The organism is Vibrio sp. OPT24 (assembly GCF_015163545.1).
Lineage (GTDB): Bacteria > Pseudomonadota > Gammaproteobacteria > Enterobacterales > Vibrionaceae > Vibrio > Vibrio cyclitrophicus.
The window spans coordinates 359,675-381,556 of sequence record NZ_JADDYI010000053.1 but is presented as its reverse complement, the minus strand read 5'-3'; the positions used below and the strand labels follow the sequence as shown (position 1 = coordinate 381,556).

General features: G+C 42.9%; 17 protein-coding genes. 5 read left to right on the top strand and 12 right to left on the bottom strand.

Annotation, left to right across the window (positions count from 1 at the left end):
* Nucleotides 1-70: 70 nt before the first annotated feature.
* The 5 genes from IQO02_RS15410 to IQO02_RS15390 all read right to left on the bottom strand — a co-directional run bounded on the left by IQO02_RS15410 (nucleotide 71) and on the right by IQO02_RS15390 (nucleotide 5,272).
* Nucleotides 71-982, bottom strand: a complete 912-nt coding sequence (locus tag IQO02_RS15410; protein ID WP_016793386.1) for a 2OG-Fe(II) oxygenase — start codon at nucleotides 980-982, stop codon at nucleotides 71-73.
* A gap of 292 nt (nucleotides 983-1,274) precedes the next feature.
* Nucleotides 1,275-2,291 (bottom strand): polysaccharide lyase family 7 protein, encoded by a 1,017-nt coding sequence (locus tag IQO02_RS15405; RefSeq protein WP_016793384.1) that lies wholly within the window; start codon nucleotides 2,289-2,291, stop codon nucleotides 1,275-1,277.
* Nucleotides 2,292-2,482: 191 nt separating this feature from the next.
* Entirely contained in the window at nucleotides 2,483-3,235 is a 753-nt protein-coding gene (locus IQO02_RS15400; protein ID WP_102282423.1) for a DUF481 domain-containing protein, read from the bottom strand.
* A 191-nt stretch (nucleotides 3,236-3,426) separates the two neighbouring features.
* Complete coding sequence (locus IQO02_RS15395) at nucleotides 3,427-4,323, bottom strand: hypothetical protein (RefSeq protein WP_016768100.1); 897 nt, start codon at nucleotides 4,321-4,323, stop codon at nucleotides 3,427-3,429.
* A 232-nt stretch (nucleotides 4,324-4,555) separates the two neighbouring features.
* Nucleotides 4,556-5,272, bottom strand: a complete 717-nt coding sequence (locus IQO02_RS15390; RefSeq protein ID WP_010430026.1) for a GntR family transcriptional regulator — start codon at nucleotides 5,270-5,272, stop codon at nucleotides 4,556-4,558.
* Between the two features lie 317 nt (nucleotides 5,273-5,589).
* On the opposite strand from IQO02_RS15390, the gene mngA reads away from it, so the two are divergent.
* The 4 genes from mngA to manA all read left to right on the top strand — a co-directional run bounded on the left by mngA (nucleotide 5,590) and on the right by manA (nucleotide 12,895).
* Nucleotides 5,590-7,524 carry a PTS 2-O-a-mannosyl-D-glycerate transporter subunit IIABC gene (gene mngA / locus IQO02_RS15385; RefSeq protein WP_010430022.1) on the top strand — a complete coding sequence of 645 codons (1,935 nt, stop codon included), beginning with the start codon at nucleotides 5,590-5,592 and terminating at the stop codon, nucleotides 7,522-7,524.
* 237 nt (nucleotides 7,525-7,761) lie between these two features.
* Complete coding sequence (mngB, locus tag IQO02_RS15380) at nucleotides 7,762-10,431, top strand: mannosylglycerate hydrolase (RefSeq protein ID WP_010430019.1); 2,670 nt, start codon at nucleotides 7,762-7,764, stop codon at nucleotides 10,429-10,431.
* A gap of 45 nt (nucleotides 10,432-10,476) precedes the next feature.
* Nucleotides 10,477-11,709 (top strand): glycerate kinase, encoded by a 1,233-nt coding sequence (locus tag IQO02_RS15375; RefSeq protein WP_010430017.1) that lies wholly within the window; start codon nucleotides 10,477-10,479, stop codon nucleotides 11,707-11,709.
* Nucleotides 11,699-12,895: a mannose-6-phosphate isomerase, class I gene (manA, locus tag IQO02_RS15370; protein ID WP_102282422.1), complete on the top strand. Its 1,197-nt coding sequence runs from the start codon at nucleotides 11,699-11,701 to the stop codon at nucleotides 12,893-12,895. Before IQO02_RS15375 ends, manA begins: the two co-directional genes overlap by 11 nt.
* A gap of 149 nt (nucleotides 12,896-13,044) precedes the next feature.
* Here the strand turns inward: manA and IQO02_RS15365 are convergent, their stop codons facing one another.
* Nucleotides 13,045-14,415, bottom strand: a complete 1,371-nt coding sequence (locus IQO02_RS15365; RefSeq protein ID WP_016793379.1) for an endonuclease/exonuclease/phosphatase family protein — start codon at nucleotides 14,413-14,415, stop codon at nucleotides 13,045-13,047.
* Between the two features lie 277 nt (nucleotides 14,416-14,692).
* A complete protein-coding gene (locus IQO02_RS15360; RefSeq protein WP_010430014.1) occupies nucleotides 14,693-15,835 on the bottom strand; it encodes an acyl-CoA desaturase in 1,143 nt (380 codons plus the stop codon).
* A 166-nt stretch (nucleotides 15,836-16,001) separates the two neighbouring features.
* Between IQO02_RS15360 and IQO02_RS15355 the strand changes: the two genes are divergently transcribed.
* Nucleotides 16,002-16,547, top strand: a complete 546-nt coding sequence (locus IQO02_RS15355; RefSeq protein WP_010430012.1) for a GNAT family N-acetyltransferase — start codon at nucleotides 16,002-16,004, stop codon at nucleotides 16,545-16,547.
* A 146-nt stretch (nucleotides 16,548-16,693) separates the two neighbouring features.
* On the opposite strand, the gene IQO02_RS15350 is transcribed toward IQO02_RS15355, so the two are convergent.
* The 5 genes from IQO02_RS15350 to IQO02_RS15330 all read right to left on the bottom strand — a co-directional run bounded on the left by IQO02_RS15350 (nucleotide 16,694) and on the right by IQO02_RS15330 (nucleotide 21,426).
* The gene (locus IQO02_RS15350; RefSeq protein ID WP_010430010.1) at nucleotides 16,694-17,719 is read right to left on the bottom strand and encodes a GGDEF domain-containing protein; all 1,026 of its coding nucleotides are present in this window, start codon (nucleotides 17,717-17,719) and stop codon (nucleotides 16,694-16,696) included.
* 253 nt (nucleotides 17,720-17,972) lie between these two features.
* Complete coding sequence (gene ylqF, locus IQO02_RS15345; protein ID WP_010430008.1) at nucleotides 17,973-18,908, bottom strand: ribosome biogenesis GTPase YlqF; 936 nt, start codon at nucleotides 18,906-18,908, stop codon at nucleotides 17,973-17,975.
* A gap of 179 nt (nucleotides 18,909-19,087) precedes the next feature.
* Complete coding sequence (locus IQO02_RS15340) at nucleotides 19,088-19,582, bottom strand: hypothetical protein (protein ID WP_010430006.1); 495 nt, start codon at nucleotides 19,580-19,582, stop codon at nucleotides 19,088-19,090.
* Entirely contained in the window at nucleotides 19,573-20,298 is a 726-nt protein-coding gene (locus tag IQO02_RS15335; RefSeq protein WP_016768095.1) for a winged helix-turn-helix domain-containing protein, read from the bottom strand. The genes IQO02_RS15340 and IQO02_RS15335 overlap by 10 nt, the downstream gene beginning before the upstream one ends.
* A 159-nt stretch (nucleotides 20,299-20,457) precedes the next feature.
* The gene (locus tag IQO02_RS15330; RefSeq protein ID WP_016793377.1) at nucleotides 20,458-21,426 is read right to left on the bottom strand and encodes a DUF2860 family protein; all 969 of its coding nucleotides are present in this window, start codon (nucleotides 21,424-21,426) and stop codon (nucleotides 20,458-20,460) included.
* Between the last annotated feature and the right edge of the window lie 456 nt (nucleotides 21,427-21,882).

The following is a 21,882-nucleotide window of genomic DNA, read 5'->3' as shown; positions in this document are numbered from 1 at the left end:
TGTTATTTACTGTATTAGCCGTCTGAATAAGCTAATCCTAATCGAACCGATTAAAACAGAGCGTACTTATCTAGAATGGAGCAAAGTTATCAGGCACAATCGTAGGGACAGTCCAACGCTGATGAGCGTCTACCGATTCCAACCCTGAGTTGTGCTGTGGAATCTGTCCACGGTCGCCATACAACCACAATACCAAGTTCGAACGTTCACCACTTGTTATCGGCAGTGCCGCATGGGCAACGTTTCCTCTATGAATCATAGCGACACCGGGTGTGAATGTCGTTTCGTTCATCTTACCCGTAGCAGGATCATAAAAGTTAAGTTCTGACCCTGAAAACTCTTCATCTGGCATATTTATATTAATGTTGAGCGTGACAGAAGACGCATCAGTATGCAGGCGTAAAGAGGTATCTTTGTTCGCTTGATACTGAATCGAGAACCCAAAAGTTTGCGTATCGTAACCCATGATTTCAGGGAACAATAAGCGAGCGATAGGGCGCATGTAACTGTCGAGTAAATCTCGGTAAAACGCTTGGAAACTTGGCGCGGCTAAATAACCTTCAGATCGGCTGTCTAACATTGCTCCACCACGGTTAAGCACTATGCCGTATGGTGGGCGCAGCGGGATTTGAGCGTTAGAGACCGCTTCCAAGTAATCACGCAACTCAGCGAGACGTTCAGCATCAAAGAACTGAAACTTAAACACCCCAGGAGAGATCTCTTCGAGTAAGTCTTTTACCGCGATTTCTTTCTCTGGATCTTGCCAAGCTTCTCTAACAGCTTCACGCAGGCGGGCATCTAACAGCGAATCGTCGAAACCCAATTGACTGCCTTCCGCGCTTGCTTCCCATTCTTTCCAAGCCTCGCTGAACAAGCCCTTATTGTTGTCCCAAAACTGTTGTACAGAAGGAGCTCGTTGAAGCATCGCTTCTCGTGTTGGTAAATCGATGGCACGTGCGCGCTCTAGTTGATTAGATAACATAATGTGTTCGCTCCTTTTGTTTGCTTGCAACCAATCTATTACACCAAGGTTTGTAGATAAACGGGCCGCTGGGCAAAACAGAATTAACGTTTTCTATATAATCAGCGTGAAGGAGGGGTTACTTTAAGAAGCTTTCAGTCCTTGCTTAGGCGAGGTCATTTGAACGCAAGTTTAACTTAGCGAGTTGCGATGTCGTGGGCGTATCAGTGATAAAACAGCGTATGGATGAGATACCCACACGCCGTTTTCAAGTATCAGTAGTGATTTTAGACACAACTGATGGGGTGACATTCTATCTATGATCAATATTGATCTTCGAAAAGCTAACCGAGAATACTTGACCAGCAAACTCTCTTGAAGGCTTTATTTGGGCGTAAAGACCGGCTTTAAAGTAGTACTCTTCCTTTAACCATGCTTTTGACAACGTAACCTTGTTACCATCACGATCTTCTGTTTCGATGCCCCAAGGTAAGAAGCGCTCTGATAATTCGTCATTAATGAGTGTTGAAAGGTAAATACCTTGCTCATCGAGGCGAATCGTGTAATCCCAATCCAGGTTTGCAGGTGCGACTCCTAGGTTGACACTGAATGGCTGACAGTCGCTACACATTTTGTTTCCTGGTAGAAATGAATCGTTCAGAACAACACGTACCGGCTTATTTTCACCATCCCACTGCAATTTCACTAGCGCTTGTTTAATGTCTTTACCATGAATTTGGCCGAGAACGACTTTTGGGTCACTGCCTGTCACGTCTTTATTCGGGAACTGATCAACGCTCACTGTCGCTTTAAGTTCATGTGTCCCTGTTACCGCCCAGTTTTGGTCTTTAGTGCTGCATCGATTTTCGGTATTGAACTTATACAATTCACGAAGTTCCGAACGAGCGTATTTTGTGTTTGCTGTAGTTGAAACTTGACCACCAAGATCAACGGTGAATTTTAGACGTTCTTCGCCATTAACAGACTCACGAGAGAACCAAGGAAGATGAGTGTCGTTGGTTAAGTACTCTTTACCATTACATTCTTGGGGAATGAGCTCGGCTGCGCTGCTACGGCCATTGTTGTAGTAATCGTCACCACTGACTGGAAGGGTGATTTTCCATTGCTCGATGTTCCAATTGCAATCTGTGCATGTTTTAAGCTCTGCTTGTTCGCTTTTAGCATTAGCTTCACAGCCAGCGAGTAATAATCCACTAGAGATAAACGCAGCAACTTTGAGGTATTTTAAAGGTTGTTGATAGTTGAACATAAAAATAATTTGTAATACAAAAGGTGAGCAAACTTTATCGATAAACCATGAGGTTTTCATTGGCTAAAGAGCGGTTTTACATTTTGTTGACAGAGCTTTGAGCTACCGATCCCAAAAACACATCTCAATACAATTTTTCTAGTTATGGAGCTAGAGCTAGAGTCAATGAGGTTGGTTTTCGTATACGGCTTAGTAATGATTCTCTGAACGATCATGCAAATCCTTTTGCATGTTCGATGGGGAAGCGTAATTTAGAAATCGTAGTTGAGGTTCATTGAGCTGTAGATTTCGGCGTTACTTTGGTCTGATGCGACAGTGGTGTTGTAGATGTATTCGGTATCAAAAGTCAGAGCTAAATTGCCCATCAATATGTTCTTTAGATAGCCTTTGAGGTTGTAATTGGTGTTCTCTTCACCGTAAGCCATGTTAGCCGTTGCCCCCATAGAAAACGTTTCTGTGATCGTCAGAAAGCCATCAACACTGGCATTCACGATCAGTTCATAGTTCTCTTTGTTCGGGAACTCTTCATCGGAGGATTGCCGTTGACTGATTCGGTAACCCGGACCAGCAGAGCCTTGAAGTTTGATTCTTTCAGTATCATAAAAGTGGCGACCCAATCCTGTAGCCGTTATAAATTGCTTACGATAAGTACCAAAGTGGTCGTGTTCAAAACGTGTTGTTGCGACCAAATAGGTGACTTCGTTCAAGTCATAGCTGATGCCATAGTTGGTGGTATAGCGATTGGTGCCGTCTTCATCGTTTTCAGCATCGGTATAGTAGGTATCAAACTGAACTCGTTGGCCCCAGTTCTCTTTTTTGTATCCAACAGAGATTCCAGAGTTGATCGACAAAGATGAGCTGGTGTTTTGTGAGTAGATAAACCCGAGTTTGGTCAGGGTTGTAAAAGGGGATTCTTGAGCTTCTTCTTGTAAGTCAGAACCTTCGCTTAATACGACGTCGCCCTCGAGTTCTACTTCTTCAACTTCTTCGGCAAATACGGGCATAGAGATAGCGATTAGAACTAAAGGTAGCTTTATTAAGGATCGTGTGTATGAAACTGTGTTGGTTAATGGGCGCGTTGTTTGTGAGATAGCGTGTGTCGACATAATGGTTTGGTATATAAGGTGATTGAACACGATGAACGCAAGGTTAGTCGTGAAGAGTCGTCAATGATTGAATCGAAAATGCGAGTGAGTTACGACGCAATAGGCAAAGGCGAAAAGATCGTTTTTATCGCTGAGAACCCATTACCTCGATGAGGATTAAAATCTTCAATGTGGACAAAGAATTCAAGTGTCTCAGAGGGTTTATCGTCTTCGATTAATAAGAACTCGAGTAGTCCTTGTTCTACATGGCATGAAACGATGGTTTCGCTCGATTGATCTGCTGAAATCTGTTCAACGTTGACCAAGACGCTCGTCTCGGGTAAGACATTGAAAGCATCTTGCGCACATTTAAGAATACAGCTGCACACGTACTCACGATATAAGGTATTGCTTTCAGAAAGAGACATCGTTTCAAGCTTTACTTCGCCTTGGCACAATACCTTTTTTTCTTTAGGGATCACGTTGTGCTTATTAACCTGAATGTTGATTTCTAACAGGTGGCCATTCTTATAGGTATTGAAGTTATGGTTAATCAGTTTGGTGTCGACCACCGCTACGTTCATCAGGTTTTGCTGAGCTTTAGAAAGGGCAGACAACTTTGCTTGGCTATCGTTATTCAAAACGCCTTTCGATAACTGATTGCTTTTTACCCAGTAGCTGTAGTTCTGAACCCAATGTACAAATTCCGTTTTATATTGCTCTATGTCTTTTTCTGCTGCTCGCTCGACATTGCTTGTGAGGGTGTGAAACTTAGACTTGTTACCCAACAGAATATCTAGCCAGTATGGTTTGTATTCATCAAGCGCTTCTATGGCTTTGACTTTATGATCGAAGCGAACCGTTGGCATTGCAGGCGCAGGTTCCATGGCAATCGACTCCCAATTTACTTTTGGTGTCGGAATGGTATGGACGGATTGGATTAAGTGGAGGTGCTGATTGAATAAGCTTACTTCACTAACCGCGTTCTCAAGTTGTTTGGTATTCATCTACATTCCTGTCGACGGTTGTTCTTGTCATTTGGCGCCTAGTTTATGGTCAAAGCGCGAGAACAGTATTTAAATGAATGTGAATGAACTTTCGTGAGATTACTTGATATTGATTTAGGAATATTTGGGGGGAGAAAGTTGGGTTCATTATTGAGCTAACAGCACAGAAACACAGAGAACAAGGCGCTCTCTGTGTTGGTCATCTACTGTTATAGAAACTTGCTGATGAGTATTATCTCTGGCGTCTTGCGACCAAAGTAAATCTGTAATCGTTAGATGTGAAGTAGTTACGGCTGTACTCGAACACCGTGTTATTGGCGAGGTAACCTCGAGTACGTTTTTCAATGATAGGCTGAGTTGGGTCAATCCCTAACTGTTTAGCAACGTCTTCAGGCGGAAGAATCGGCACCAGTTCTTGCTCACTTCTATCAATCACCATGCCTTTGGTGTTCTCAATAAAGTCGTACTTTGATGTCTGCATCACTTGATAGGTGAGATCTGGGAATAGGGCAACAGGTAACCAAGTTTCTTCAACCGTGATTGGATTGTTGTCTATGAAGCGAACACGCTTTACGTAGAAAACTAATTCGCCTTCTTTAATATCTAGATGTTCAGACATCGCCAAAGAACAGGGCTTCATTTCAAAGGCTAGAACATCACTGTGTGTAACCACATCCAAATGCGCCCACTTTTCTTGAAAGCTCGACTGTTTGTAAATGTCGTAATTGATTTTGTTCTCTTTGACATAAGTGCCGCTGCCTTGAACGCTTTCGAGTTCATCATTTTCGATCAGGAGCTTGAGCGCTTGTCTAACCGTTACACGGCTTACAGAAAAAACTTCACGCAGTTGCGCTTCTGTTGGGAGTGCTTCTCCAACCTTATACTCACCAGAACTGATCTTTTCTCTTATTGCATCTGCGATTTGGCGATACATCGGGAGTCTTGCCATTTTTGCCTCGTTTGTGCGCTAGAACAACTAGACTTTGATTAACAACCTGTACCTTAAATACGTAAATTTGCTCTATATAAGCCTTGTTTTACAGGTTAGTGTGAGCGTCGTATCGGCGTTTTGTAGTACATATAATACAAATTAAACGATACATAACAAGCTTTCTTAAAGGATTTACCAATACGATTTAAATACAAATTAAATACAAATATGTATTGGTGAGATCGTGATCACGGATTAAATGTCTTGAAGTTGTATTATCACTATCGTCGGCAGGGACGACTGTCGTACTAATCCGTGACTATGGGACAAAGGTTATGAAACTTACTACTCTAACGAATAAGTCGCTCGTAAATCTGCAAACTACGTTTAGCAGTCGAGAAGAAGCGATTTACGCACTTGCTGACCAACTGGATCAGCAAGGCAAACTGCATAACAAGCAAGAGTACCTTGATGCAGTATTTGCTCGTGAAGAGCAAGGCCCGACAGCGCTTGGCGAAGGCTTAGCAGTACCGCATGGCAAGGCTGACGCGGTTAAAGAAGCTGGCTTCGCTGTAGCAACGCTTAAAGAAGACATGAAATGGAAAGGCTTGGATGAAGACGAAGATGTAAATCTTATCTTCCTAATTGCGATTCCAAATGCAGAAGCGGGTTCTACCCACATGCATCTGCTTACTGCATTGACAACTACATTGGTTGATGACGATGTTCGCGAAGCTGTATTAAAAGCGACAACCGCTGAAGAAATCTTTGCGCTTCTTGATGGCGACAATCAACAAGAAGAAAAACAAGACAAATTAGATACAAATGCGCCGACAATTGTATGTGTTACTGCTTGCCCAGCAGGCATTGCTCACACCTATATGGCGGCTGAGTACCTAGAAAAAGCGGGAAAAAAGCTTGGCTACAAGGTTCATGTTGAAAAGCAGGGCGCAAACGGTATTGAAGATCGCTTAACTGCGGAACAACTTAACAATGCTGTGGCGTGTGTTTTTGCTGCTGAAGTTGCGATTAAAGAATCTGAGCGCTTTAACGGCATTCCTCGAGTTGAAACACCAGTTGCAGAACCGATTAAACACGGTGAGCGCATTCTTAATGAAGCGATTGAAGAGTCGAAAAAAGGTAATGGTGCAGAACGCACAGTGGCTACTGACAACAAGCCTAAAAAGTTGCCACTGAAAACTGAGCTTAAACAAGCACTGCTTTCTGGTATTTCTTACGCAGTTCCTCTGATCGTTGCTGGTGGTACTGTTCTTGCGGTTGCTGTTCTTATCGCACAAATTTTTGACCTGCAAGATCTTTACGCAACAAAAGATTCTTGGCTATGGATGTATCGCAAACTAGGTGGCGGCCTACTGGGTACATTGATGGTGCCAGTACTGGCGGCTTACACAGCTTATTCACTAGCAGACAAGCCCGCACTTGGCCCTGGTTTTGCCGCAGGTATTGCAGCAAACATCATTGGCTCTGGTTTCCTAGGCGGTGTTGTTGGTGGTTTGATTGCTGGTTATGTGATGCGTTGGGTAAAAGAGCATGTTCGCTTAGGTCCTGCGTTTAACGGATTCCTTACTTTCTACCTTTACCCTGTGATTGGTACTTTGGTAGCGGGTAGCTTGATGCTATTTGTTATCGGTAAACCGGTAGCGTTCCTAAACCAAGGTCTAACGGATTGGTTGAACGGTATGTCAGGCACCAATGCGCTGTTATTGGGTGCGATTCTTGGTCTGTTTGTGTCATTCGATTTAGGTGGTCCGGTAAACAAAGCCGCTTACGCATTCTGTTTAGGTGCGATGGCGAACGGTGTTTATGGCCCTTACGCAATCTTTGGTTCAGTAAAAATGGTATCGGCGTTCACTGTAACGGCTTCAACCATGATTGCTCCACGCCTATTCAAAGACTTTGAGATTGAAACCGGTAAATCGACATGGCTACTTGGCCTTGCGGGTATTACCGAAGGTGCAATCCCAATGGCGATTGAAGATCCAATCCGTGTAATCGGCTCATTCTTACTAGGATCAGTGGTTACAGGTGCGATGGTTGGCGCGGCAGGTATTGGTCTATCGACTCCGGGTGCAGGTATCTTCTCTATCTTCTTGTTACACGATTCAGGTTTGGGCGCATTCTCTGCTGCTGCAATCTGGTTCGGTGCTGCGATTGTCGGCACAGTGATTTCAACTGTTACTCTTCTGATGTGGCGTGGTCACGCTGTAAAAAAGGGTAAGTTTGAAGCAAGTACTGCAACACAGAACTAACTGAATTTTGAGCTAGCTTCTAGCTCGCAATTAAAACACCGTATAAAAAATAACGAACAACTTGGCTGTCCTAAATGCCTGTGCTCCTAACGGTTTTATTCACACAGATTCTGGGCGTGGTTTTCTGCACCCTAAATTTAGTGGCAGCCAATTTTAACCCCTTGAAAAACTTTAATTTAGTCGTATTTGGGTTCGAACTTTAGTTTTACTCGAAGCGACACATTTAGGTAAATGATTATGACTACATCACGCGTACACATTACTCCTCACATGCACTGGGATCGTGAATGGTATTTCACAACAGAAGAGTCTCGTATTCTTCTTGTGAACAACATGGAAGAAATCATGAACCGTCTGGAGAGCGATCCAGAATACAAATATTACGTTCTAGATGGTCAAACCGCCGTTCTAGAAGATTACTTTGCTATCAAACCAGAAAACACAGAGCGTGTAAAAGCATTGGTTGAAGCGGGAAAGTTAATTATTGGCCCTTGGTATTCTCAAACCGACACAATGCAAGTTTCTGGTGAGTCAATTGTACGTAACATGATGTATGGCATTCGTGACTGCATGAAGTTTGGCGATGCAATGAAGATTGGTTACCTACCAGATTCATTCAGCATGAGCTCACAGCTGCCAATGATCTACAACGGCTTCGACATCACGCGTGCAATGTTCTGGCGTGGTTGTTCAGAGCGTCATGGCACCAACAAAACAGAATTCTTATGGCAGTCTAATGACGGCAGTGAAGTGGTGGCACAAGTGCTTCCGCTAGGTTACGCGATTGGTAAATACCTTCCACAAGACGAAGAAGGCTTGCGTGCTCGTTTAGATAAGTACTTCCCAGTGCTAGAAAAGCCATCGGTGACTAAAGATATCTTGCTACCGAACGGCCACGATCAAATGCCGATTCAAAAAGATATCTTTGAAGTAATGGACAAGCTTCGCGAAATCTACCCAGATCGCGAGTTCTCAATGAGTCGCTTTGAAGAAGTATTCGAGAAAGTAGAAGCAGCGCGCGACCAACTCGACACAATCAAAGGCGAATTCAACGACGGTAAATACATGCGTGTTCACCGCACGATTTCGTCAACACGTATGGACATCAAACTGATCCATGCGGAAATCGAAAACAAGATTGTAAACATCCTAGAACCTCTAGCGTCTATCGCTTGGACATTAGGTTTCGAATATCACCACGGTTTGATTGAGAAAATGTGGAAAGAGAGCATGAAGAACCATGCTCATGACTCTATTGGTTGCTGTTGTTCAGACAAGGTACACGCTGAAATCCTAAACCGTTACATCCTTGCGGACGACATGGCGACAAACCTAATCCACTTCTACAAACGTAAAATCGTTGACCATATGCCGGATCGCGAAGGTTGCGACAAACTGGCGATGTTTAACCTTTCTCCGTATGAGCGTGAAGAAGTGGTGAACACAACCATCACTATCCGTGCTCAAGAATTTTCTATCTTTGATGAAAACGAAAACCCAGTTGAATACTTCATCCAAGACAAGCGCCAAATCGACCCAGGTAAAGTAGACCGTCAAATCGTTCACTACGGCAACTACGACCCTTTCATGGAGTTTGATATTCAAATCAAACGCACTGTGCCAGCGATGGGTTTCACCACGTTACACATCCAAGGTAATGAGAAGGGCGCAGTTAAAGTCGCAGAGCAGAAAGACTACTTGCTAGAGAACGAATACTACCGAATTAATGTAAACGACAACGGTACTCTGACTATTTTCGATAAAGAGACAGAGCAAGTATTCGACCAAGCACTTCGTTTAGAAGATGGTTCTGATGACGGCGATGAGTACGATTACTCTCCATCTCGTCAAGAGTGGCTGTTGTACTCTGATGAATTCCCGGTAGAAACATCAATTGACCACCAAGGTTTCCAATCGGTAGCAAACATCGCTTTCCGCATGAACGTGCCAGCAAACCTTACAGAGCGTGAAGAACGCACGGGTCAAAATGGATTCGTTGAAGCGCAATGCCAAGTGGTATTGAAGCAAGGTTCTCGCCGCATCGAAGTTCGTATGGAATTGGACAACCAAGCCGACGACCACCGTGTACGTGTATTAGTACCTACGCCATTTATTTCTGAAACTGTGGTAGCAGATAACCAGTTCGGTTGTATTACTCGACCAACCAATGACCCTGCAATGGCGGTTTGGGAAGAAGAGAAGTGGAAAGAAGCACCGGTTCCTGTGTATCAGTTAATGAACTTTGCTGCGCTAGAAAACGGCAAAGCGGGTATGGCTATTATGTCGAATGGTCTGCGTGAATTTGAAGTGATTGCATCTAAAGGTGACGAAAATAGAGATACCTTCGCACTGACACTATTCCGTGGTATTGGCGTGTTGGGTAAAGAAGAGCTATTGCTTCGTCCGGGGCGTCCTTCTGGTATCAAGATCCCGACCCCAGATTCACAAGTGCGCGGCAAGTTAGTGTGTGAATTCACACTGTGTGGCTTCTCGGGTAACCACATTGACGCGAACATCATGGCGCAAGCACGTGACAATGTCACTCAAATCGAATGCTACAACAAGATCCCTTACAACGCGATGAAGCTGAATGTGGGCGAACAAAACCTACCAATGAGCTTCAGCTTGCTATCGAAGCAACAAGCGGGTGCGGTATTAAGTGTGCTTAAGAAAGCTGAAGACGAAGATGCGTTGATCATGCGTGTCTACAACCCAGCAGAAAGTGGTTCAGTATCGGACTCAATCTCTTTCACTCAAGCGGTTTCAAGCTGGAAAGAGACAAGTATGGACGAGCGCGTTCGTGAAGGTGATGTAGCAATTGAAACCTTTGGTGACTTGTCTTTTGGCGAATTATCTTTTGGTGAATTGGCATCTTGCCAAGCGAAAACATTCCAAATCAAATTCTAATTTCAATGACCCGCTCACCTTAGTGGGCGGGAATGGTGAACGACAATGAAAATTGTAATTGCCCCCGATTCATTTAAAGAATCACTCGACGCCCATCAAGTAGCGTCTTGTATTGAGCGCGGATTTGCTGACGTTTTCCCTCACGCAGAGTTTGTGAAAATGCCACTCGCCGATGGTGGAGAAGGCACCGTAGATGTGTTGTTAGCGGCGCTCAATGGCAAGAAGCAGCAGTTGCTAACGACGGATCCAATCGGACGGGATTGCTCGGCTTACTGGGCATCTTTAGAACAGACAGTTGATGGCGACAACGTAAAAACTGCTTTGGTGGAATTTGCTCAAGCATCGGGTTTAGACCGATTAACAGTAGAAGAAAGAGCACCGCTAATCGCATCTTCGTTTGGTACCGGGTTATTGATCAAAGATGCATTAGATCAAGGTGTTGAACAAATCATCATTGGTCTGGGCGGCAGCGCAACTAATGACGCGGGTGCTGGCATCTTACAAGCGTTGGGAGGCAAGTTATTCGACAAAAAAGGCAACGAGCTATCTGGTGGCGGCGCCGAGTTAAGCCAGTTAGCAAGCATCGATCTTGATGGACTGCACCCTAGATGCAAAGAAGTGACGTTCGTGGTCGCATGTGATGTGAATAATCCACTGTGTGGCGAAAGCGGAGCAAGTGCCGTGTTTGGTCCACAAAAAGGGGCTTCACAAGCTCAAGTTGAACAACTTGATACTGCGATCGATCACTTTGCCGATATCGCTCAAACACATACAGGTACTAATCACCGCGACACCGCTGGTTTTGGTGCGGCTGGCGGTACACCTTTGGGGTTAAGTCTGGCATTCAATATCCAAATTAAAGCGGGTATTGAGATGGTACTAGATGCTTTGGATGCAGATAAGGTTCTTGAAGGTGCTTCACTGGTCTTGACCGGAGAGGGACAGATGGACAACCAAACCCTGCAAGGTAAAACACCTTTTGGTATAGCTCAGCGCGCTCAAAAACTGAATATTCCAACCATTGGTATTGCAGGCTCTTTGGGTAAAGAGGTTGAAAAGCTTTACGGCTCAATGTCTAGCTTGTTTGGAACCGTACGTTCTCCTCAGTCTTTGTCTCAAGTGCTTGGTGAATCGGAACAAAACCTGATTCGTACCTCTCGAAACGTCGCAGCGACTCTGCAATTAGGCCAACAAATTTTATCTACTCCAACGCCCATGCAAAGTAAAGGCGATCAGTTAGCAATAAAAGACAACAGTGAGAATTACTATGCAAACTAATCTATTCAAGCTTGATAACGTTATTCAAAACTATGTTTGGGGCAGCCAAGTGGCGATGAATGATCTGTTTGGTATCGAAAATCCAAACAACGAGCCACAAGCTGAAATTTGGATGGGTGCTCACCCAAATGGTTGCTCAAAAATTGCTGAGAATGGCGAATTGCTTTCTGATTTGATCAAGAAAGATCCTATCTCAGTATTGGGTGATTACACCGTTCAGCGCTTTGGTAATCTTCCTTACTTGTTCAAAGTTTTGGCAGCTGATAAAGCACTGTCGGTACAGGTTCACCCTCGTAGAGATAAAGCACAGATTGGCTTCTCAAAAGAGAATGACTTAGGTATTGAATTAGGTGCTTCGAACCGAAACTACCGCGACGACAACCATAAGCCAGAGTTGGTTTACGCGCTGACTTTCTACAAAGCGATGAACGGATTCAGACCTGTTGCAGAAATTATTTCTTTATTTGAACAGGCGAACATTGTAACGCTTAACGAAGATCTAGACGCGCTTAAAGCTCTCCCAACATCCCAAGGTTTGAAACAGTTCTTTACTGTGGTGATGAGCCTTTCTGGAGAAAAGAAAACAACCGCGTTAAACGAGCTAAAAATCGTAATGGAACAACGTCCACGCACAGCAAAAGCACGTGAAGCCTTTGATCTGATTAAGAGCTTCGTTGACGAATATTCAGATGACATCGGCTTGTTCTCACCATTGATTCTTAACGTGATCGAGTTAGAGCCGGGTGAGGCGATGTTCTTGCATGCTGAGACGCCACACGCGTATGTACAAGGCACTGGCTTAGAGATCATGGCGAACTCAGATAACGTACTTCGCGCGGGTTTAACACCTAAGCACATGGATGTGGTTGAGCTGATTGATAACACCAAATTTGAGTCTATCAATCATGAAGACTTACGTTTGGCGCCGACTAAAATGGACGGTAAGTTAGGTTACGCAATCCCAGTCGACGACTTTGGTTTTGAAGTACTTGAGTGTGTTGAAGGAGAAAGCCGTTCGCAGTTTGTTCGAAGTGCAGAAATCTTATTCTGCATGACAGGTGAAGTATCAATTATGTGCGGAGAGAAAGCCGTGAAATTGAAAGCCGGTGAGTCTGCGTTCGTTTGCCACAGCGCAACCAGTTACCAATATCAAGGGAGCGGCACATTGGCTCGTGCGTTTAATTAGTCCCCCCGACATTAGCGCATTAATGTAACGCTTTATTGGTAAATCTCAGAGTTTATGTTCTCTGATTTGCCCATAGGTTCTCTGACCTATGGGCTTTTTTGTTGCTAGTTAAAATCGAGTAATGATTTTAGCTTAGGGGTGGTACGCAGCTACTTTGAAAAGCCTACTTTTACCCAGATCATACGGTGGTCAGATGAAACATCTTTACCGTTACCATAATCACCAATTCGTGAGTCATTGAATAACTGACGTCCTTCTTCATATGAAGCTGACCAATAAACACCAGATTCAATAATACTTAATGTGGCTGATGGAAGAGCGTAATCAACCGCAAGTCCAAATGTTGAAGTGATACGGTTTGGTTGTGGGTGAGATGACGATTTATCCACGGCATGTTCAGCTGCACCATAACTGGTCGGGTATAAATGACCATTGGTGACTTCTTGATTAACCAGTGCATCGTTGTGCAAGTCTTGCATTACAGAACTAATACCGTCTCCATCTACTGGGTCGAGGTTTTGATCACCCATCATGACAAAGTGCTTGCCTTGTTCTAGGCCACCCGTTTTTCCAGAATCATCATAGATGAACGATTTATTTTGAATGTATTGGTGCCAGAAGTCGACTTCTGCTGCGTTTTGCTCAATGTTCTTACCCACATCAAAAGCCGGAGGAGTAGGGTGAGACATCAGCAAGTGAACGGTTTCTGTCCCGTTTTTAGTTGGAATAAGGATCGGTGCATCAACGTGGTTTTTTGATGATAGACGAACTTCTTCCCACTCAGCAGTTGTGTACCACTCTTCGCCACAACCCATACCGACAGGGAACTTACTAGGATCATCACACACTGTGATTGTTGGGATGGTTGAACCTTCAAGATCTTTCCATTTAAATTCTTGAAATGTACGAGTGTTTGCCGTGTCGATTTCGTATTTAGACATCAAAGCAAACGCGTATTGACCATGGTAGAAACCGAAACCCCACGCATCTCCGGGTAGTGTCCCAGGAGTACCATCATTGTCTAAATCAAAGCCAAATTCGTTCAATAAGCCGGTGTTGGTTGAGTAGCTTTCAAAGTATGGGTATGAGATTGGCTCTAGGTTAGCATCGCCGCCTGCACCTTCAATACTTTGAGCGACAGAAAGGTAGTTTTTCTGGAAGCCTTCTAGCGCCGATTTGTCGGTGCCAGTACCGTCATTGTTAAACTCAGCCATCATAAGTACGTCAGGACGATTCTTTTGAATCACGGCTGCTACATTACGGATCTGAATCACTTTGGCCGCTGTCTCTTTGTCTGCAGCACCAATCGTGTTATCCAAATAATCGGATACTAGCGTTGCCTGAACACTTGGTTCGATTTGCATTTCTGTTACAAGAGCTTCAAAGGTTGTTCGGTCAAAAGACAGGTTGTAAGTTGCGATTTTGACTTCTTCAGGTTGAACATAATCAGTGTCGCTGCTGCAACCAATTAAAAGAGCTGAAGAAATGGCGAAAGCGATAGATGTTTTTAACAATTTCATAAAATGGATCCGCTAATTGCATGAAAGAATTGTGGGATGCAAATGTTATGGAATGAATATCGTTCTGTAAGTGATAGTCGTCACAATGAAAGTTGATGATCGACATGGTGTTACATTGAAAGTGTGATATTTGGAACTAACCTTTGTTATTTTAGTAAAGACAAAAATTTCATATATTTAATTAGAAGCGTAAATTAAAAAGCCCTCATAGTAATATGAGGGCTCTTGAGTTAGAACTAAACAACGTTGTTATAGGGGTGTTAAGCGTATTGTTTTACTAAGCATATTGCTCCACTGTCATTGCCCAATTTCTCTTTTGTTGTTCAAAATTCATTTTGATCTGCTGGTATCGAACTTTAAGTACTGAATGCTCGTACTTTTTCACGACGTCTTCACGTTTGCTTTCAAGTAGCTGCTTTTTAACTTCATAGTACTCATTCATATTTGATACAAGTGCATCGAACTCTTCCTGAAGCTTGTCTGCTATTTGTTGCTTGTCGGCACGGTGCATGATCTTTTGCTGCGTGCGTTTCAATAGCATTGATGCTTCCGCTTTTTCAATACGAGCTTGAGGCGTTTTCTTAAGTTTACTTGCTAGACCCATCAATGAAGCGCTTTTAATCAACCATTTAGTGGGATCGTATTGCCACCAGTAAATGCCGTTACGGTAGTCGTTTTCAAAGATATGATGGAAGTTATGGTAGCCTTCTCCAAAAGTAAGAACCGCTAACACACCGTTATCACGTGCTGTATTTTTATCTGTGAAAGGTTGGCTACCCCAGATATGAGCAAGTGAGTTAATAAAGAAGGTTGTGTGATGGTTAAGCACTAAGCGTACCGCACCCACGATTAACAACATGCCAATCACATCGCCGTAAATCACACCTAATGCGATAGGGACTCCAAAGTTCATGAGAAGAGCAAGTAACACGTAGTGCTTATGTTGCCACATCACGATTTTATCTTTTTTAAGGTCACGACAGTTTTCGTAATCGGTGTACATCGCAGTGTTGTAGTTACGAATCATCCAACCGATGTGTGAGTACCAAAAACCGCGCTTGGCTGAATAAGGGTCTTTGTCGTTATTGTCGACATGTTTGTGGTGCACACGGTGATCAGAAGACCAATGCAGTGCGCTATTTTGGAGAGCAAATGCACCACCCAAGGCAAATAGAAACCTGAGGCTTGAATGCGCTTCAAACGCTTTATGTGACCAGAGGCGGTGGTAACCTGTAGTGATTGACAGATTGCAGAAAGTAAAACAGATCGCTAGCCATATCCAGTGCTCCATACCATAGCCAAAAAAGTAGCCATAAATGGGAGCTGCGACAACAGCAAGCAGCATACTAAAAGAGAATACAAAAATATTGAGCCAGATTAATGGCGGCTTTTTTGTTGATGATTTGTCGGCACTATTCATTAGCAAATTTCCATTGGGCTTACATCTGTACGCTAGAATATCAGCGTACACGTGTAAGTCAATATTGAAAGTGTAAACGTGTATTAGTATGTTTTGCTTAAATATTGTATAAAGGTAGTATGAAATGTAGTAGCAAGTCAGAAATGGAAGTACTAAGGGCTAATAAATGGAAATTAAGGTAGCTGAATATAAAGATTATGAGCGGATTGCCCAATTACATGCGGATAGCTGGAAGCTATATTACCGTGGGATTCTCGCTGATGATTACTTGGAAAATGATGTTTTGGAGGACAGATCTGTTATTTGGCAGACTCGTTTGATTAATCCTCCTTTTAACCAACATGTATTATTGCTTGAAGAGGGTGGTTTACTGGTTGGTTTTGTCTGTGCGTTTGGCAATCACAACTTTGAGCGTGGTACGTTCATTGATGCTTTACATGTGGATAATGCCTATCGTGGCCGTGGTGTAGGCAAGCGCTTGTTGTCTGAACTATCTAAGTGGTTGCAACAATATTATTCGGATTCGGGACTTTATCTAGAAGTGATGTCTGAAAATCACCAAGCTATTGCTTTTTATCAAGCGATTGGTGGAAAAGAAGAACTGGAACAGGTTTGGAATGCACCATGTGGAAGTCAAGTGACCGAGAAAGTAATCTCTTGGGAATCTCCCGTAGAACTTGAGCAGAAGACAGCGAGTGCTGTGTATTCTTAGTCGCTTCTCGTTGTGAAATTGTTCCTTACTAAATAATAAAGTTCAACCAAAGCTCCTTTAAAGCTTAAGAATAAAAATAAAAGCCCCGAGCATTAGATTGTTCGGGGCTTTTTTGATTAGGGTAGATGTTTCTAATGATTGTGCGTTTAGTCGCACCAAGTGATCTGGTTTCTACCGTTTTTCTTCGAAATGTATAGCGCTTGATCGGCGTCGTTGATGAGTTGCTCAACAGACCCAAGAGCTTGAGGCGAATGTTTCACACCAATTGAGATGGTAACTTCCAATCTAAGGTCAGAGGGAGACTCTAAAAGAGAACCAACTAATGATCTGATTGAGGCTTCGGTTTCGCCTTGCACCATGATCAAGAACTCTTCACCGCCATACCTAAAACAGTTACTGCTGCTCGGTAGTCTTTGTTTAATCTCGTTCGCCAATTCTTTGATAACCATATCACCCATTTGATGTCCGTAAGTGTCGTTAATCGACTTGAAATGGTCTATATCGATCATGATTGATGTAATGGATAACTGACGGTTAATACTAGGTTCTATGACTTGATGAAGATATAGACGGTTATAACAACCTGTTAGCGCATCTCTATATGAAAGCGCTTCGTATTGGCTAGATTGTTTACGCAGTTGGATGGCTTGTTTTCGCAGTTGTTCCGATTGAATAAAGCGTTTATGTACTTCAAAATCTCGTCTTAAGCACGCCGCCGCTATAAGGATGTAGGCGGATATGTAAACAGAAATCGTTTCAATTTCATGGTTAGGTTCAGCCGCGTACAGATAAGGGGATAAACCAATAATGTAGCTTAAAAATATGAAGGTGAGCGCGGTTATACTGTAACTCGCTGACAACCTTGAGAAGGTTCCGACATAGATCATCACAATGATGATGCCACCTTGGTAATCAAAATCCCCAAGCTCAATAGCGAAACGACCAACATAAACTAGAAATAGAGCACTGATTATTAAGAAAGCCGCTTCTAATTGTTGTAACGAGCTGGGCTTGTATTTAATGCAGTAAGATGCAGTAAACCACATGGCAATAACGATTATGGCTCTTAGTAGAGCTGGGATGATACATTCAGCACCGAAGTGTATGAAATCGGTGATCATAAACGCAAAAAATATTGTGATTGGAATGTAGATGGATTTTACGTACGGCAAATAAATTTCATTATCGAAATAGGTTTTAAATCTCTGATTTTTGAACCCAGAATAAGCGCGCATTAAGAAGTTAGCCGAAATTGATACACAATAATTTGCGTAGTATGTCACAGTGTTTCAGATTGTAAACGGCAGTTTCTATTGATTCGTCAGTATGTTAGCTAGATCAAAAAACGTAGAGTGAAAACATTCACGTTCTACCGAAATAGAACGTGAATAGCTTAGAGGCAGGAGTAAAAGTGAAGAACAGCGATTAGCGTTTGTTTTTTAAGTAACGCTTACGACGTTCTTCTTTCTTCTTAATTTGTTGTTCTGCTTTTAGCGCAGCCGCAGCTTCAACTTCGATCAGCTCTTTTGTTATCATTTCTGGCAGCTCAAGCGTTACTTTACCTAAAGTGCCGCTACGAAGTTCGTGAAGTAAGATTTCAGAACATTTATGAATATCGATATGACCCCCTGCTCGAAGTGCTCCACGCTTGCGACCAATCGCTTCCATTAATTCAATGTCAGACTCTGGTAGCTCTTCAATTTGGTAGCGTTCTTTAAGTAGGTTAGGGTACTGTTTCGCTAAGTATTCAACTGTATAAAAAGCAACTTCGTCGTATTCCATTGCTGTATCTTTAACTGCACCAGTTGCTGCTAGGCGAAAACCACTATGTGGGTTTTCCACTTTAGGCCAAAGGATTCCAGGAGTATCAGAAAGGATTACGCCATTTTGTAGGTTGATACGTTGTTGGCGACGAGTTACTGCAGGTTGGTTACCCGTTACCGCAATTGTACGCCCAGCTAAGCAGTTGATGATGGTCGACTTACCTACATTTGGGATACCCATAATCATAGTTCGGATGTTTTTGCCCATCTGTTCACGGTGAGGTGCTAGCTTACGCACTAGCTCCATTACGTGATTTACTTCTTCTTTTACGCTAGTGGTAATTGCAATCGCTTTAACGCCTTGTTCTTTCTCAAAGTGCTCAATCCAAAGTTGAGTGAGTTCCGGATCGGCAAGGTCGCGTTTGTTTAAGACTTTGACACAAGGCTTATCGCCGCGCAGTGAAGAGATCATTGGGTTTTCGCTACTGAACGGAATACGAGCGTCCAATACTTCGATGATCACATCAACCTGTGGGATAACTTCTTCGATTTCTTTGCGGGCTTTATGCATGTGACCCGGAAACCATTGAATAGACATAGAGATAAACCTTGATAAATATATTTGCTGCACATTGTAAGGGTTCGATAGGGCGTGTAAAGCCATATCTATATAGTGATGATAAAGATATGAACTTATCGCCACCTCACAATGATTTCAGTCGATGCTAGCTTCACTCGGGTTGATATTGCATGGGTAAGTCTTCATTTTTCCAACAACTATTGATGACGCTTGAGAATTACGCCCATCTTCTCGCCGAATGCGAGGGTTAAATACATGAATATTTCATCGTCATCGACCGCCCATGACTCACCTGAAACTAAGCTGCCCGTCTGCGGTAACTCACGGTTTAAGTAAATTTCAAGCGCTTCCTTATTGGTGTAATTCAGTTCAGTTAATGAGAAGGTGACTTTTGAGTCGACTCGTCTTTGCACTTGTATGTTGCTGGTAACGCTGGTTTGAAAAGGCGTAGTAACATCGGATTTGGGTTCGAATGTGGTAATTAAGCGAGCACTTTCTGATTCAGGGCTATCGATGATCAGTTGTGTGTTGATAAGCAGAGAGCGTTCGCCATAATTAACGACCGAGTGTCCGCTCCAAAAGCCAGTAAATGGTTTCGTTGGCGTGTAGCTGAGTTGGAATAAGAGAAAACCAACGACCACACAAACGGTCCAGATTACGAGAACTTTATGATGTTTGGATTTTAATCGCATAAGGTAACTTGCTCTTGATAAGTGCAATGAACGGTTACTTCATCGTCTTTTAAATATATAGCCTCAACCTGGCGGTTTTCATCTATTACTATTGTAGGCGTTTGGGATAGGGTATCGATGTGCTGGTTTTCTGCTTCGATTATAGAAACTCGTTCTAGATATCGTATTGGTGGGGTAAGCAAAGAAGCTAACCGGTAGCCAATCGCAATCGCTAGTAAACAACCAATCACGACAAGGGCTCCAAAACGTTGTAAACGGATTTCGTCTTGCTGTACGATTTTATGCGACTCTAAAGGCTTGGATTCTTCTGCTTGAACTTCCAATGGTAAATGGTTGGCAACGGGAGCTATGAATGCTGCTTCCACTGAGCAAGTCTCAGTGTTGTTTTTGACTAATTTCGGTTCGATAGCCAACAAATAACCTGTCTTGGGGATCGTACGAATCAATGAACGTTTATCATCACCCAGAGCAGTTCTTAATCGTTTGACCAATTGGTTGATCGTTACGTCTGTGGCATACGTGTTTTCGTAAAGTTCCTTAACGATGTTTTCTCTAGATAGTACATCAGGAACTCGTTTGATCAACGCATTCAACAAAGCCGATTCTTTTGCTCTTAATTGAGTCAGAACTTGGTTTTTGGATAAAACTCCTGAGGTTGATGAGTACAAGTATTCACCAATAAGGTACACAGGTGGCTCTAAAGTGAGTTTGGTCATAAATTAATAATAAGTGGGCAAATTGCGGAATAGAAACTTATTTAATTATGGCACTTTAGTCGTCATATCGTCATCAAATTTATAGGTTTTAGTACCAGTCAGTATTTCGCTAAGGCGATCGTGATACTAACTGATAAGTGAACCAACTTGTGAAACCGATCAGAAGGCGTAGTTTAAAGAAGCTGACACTAACCATTCTCGATGTGTAAAGAAGTCTATGTTTGAGTGGTTCTTTCGAGTTCCGGTAAACGTCGCGATGCTCCAATTTTCCCAACTTCCAAGATCTTTGTACTCATAAGCGATGAATAATCTATAACTATTGTCGGTTCTGCTTTGATCGAATATTGGATTATCTGCACGGTAATCGCTGTGAGCGTAGTTACCTGTGATAGCTACAGCATACGATGAAAATACAAAGAAGTACGATGCTTCAATACCATATCTGTTGTGTTGATTTGCTTTGCCATAAGCATCATGGAACGTGTAGCTTAAACCGTAATTGATGCCCGATTGACGGCTTAACATCGAAAGGTACTGAGCTTTAATGAAGTACGCCTGGCTATCTCGCTCTAGAAGCTGACTAGGGACATTGTCTTCCTCTACGTCTGCGTAGGCGTATGCCATATCTAGCGAAATATTCGTTTGTGAAAGGTTACTTAATTTCATGCGTACAGCACCGCCATCAACATCGGTTTTCGTGCGGCTTTCGTCGATTTCATATGGGTTAGTCCATACTTCGCCTGGAATTACGGTTGGCAAGTAGGCCACATCAACGGTTGTGCCCGAGTCTAATTGTTTTTGGTAACCAAACTCGAATGCCAGCGTACCGACCGATAAATCATCACGAGATGTACCCACATATAAACGGTGAGTTCGATCTGCACCGAAATCAAAATTCAAATTTCCCAGAGGAGTAAAAATGGCCTTGTCACCATAGTCGCCGCGGTTTGATTTTTTACCTAAATTTGGGTTGCCCTCGGTGTAGAGATTTGAATCTGAGTGTGTGTAGAGAGTAGCGAAGAGTATTTCGCCGCTGAGTTGATCCCACTCTACCGCATGTACAGTCGCTGTTACCGAGGCTGTAAGTATAGCTGTCAGGGCAATTAAAGACATTTTTGTCGCGTTCATAACAATCTCAATATTAGGCTTACCTTCAACTTTCCTTGTCGTATGGTTAGAAATCCGTTCTATTAAATCAATTCAAAAACATGCGATTCGACCTGAGGTGATTGGATTGCTGGTATCGACATCACATTAGAGAGTTCGACGTATTGGCTTGAACTCATGAATGAGAGGTGAATTATTCATGGAACCGGAAAATAAGGCTAATGACAAAAAATGACTTTATGGTTTTTAATTAAGTTATTGATATTTAATAATTATTATTAAATATCACTTTTGTAGGGTCGGTGGGATTACACATATTTAGAGAGGATTTAGTTGTTTTTAGATGTTTGGTTTCAAAAAATCGTTACAATCGACTCTAGAATTAATTCTTAGTAGGGAGGTGAGGTAAAGATGAATTCATGTCTGTTGTGACGCTTAAGTAACAGCAACATCTTTAAATTTTGTCCAACTTTGACT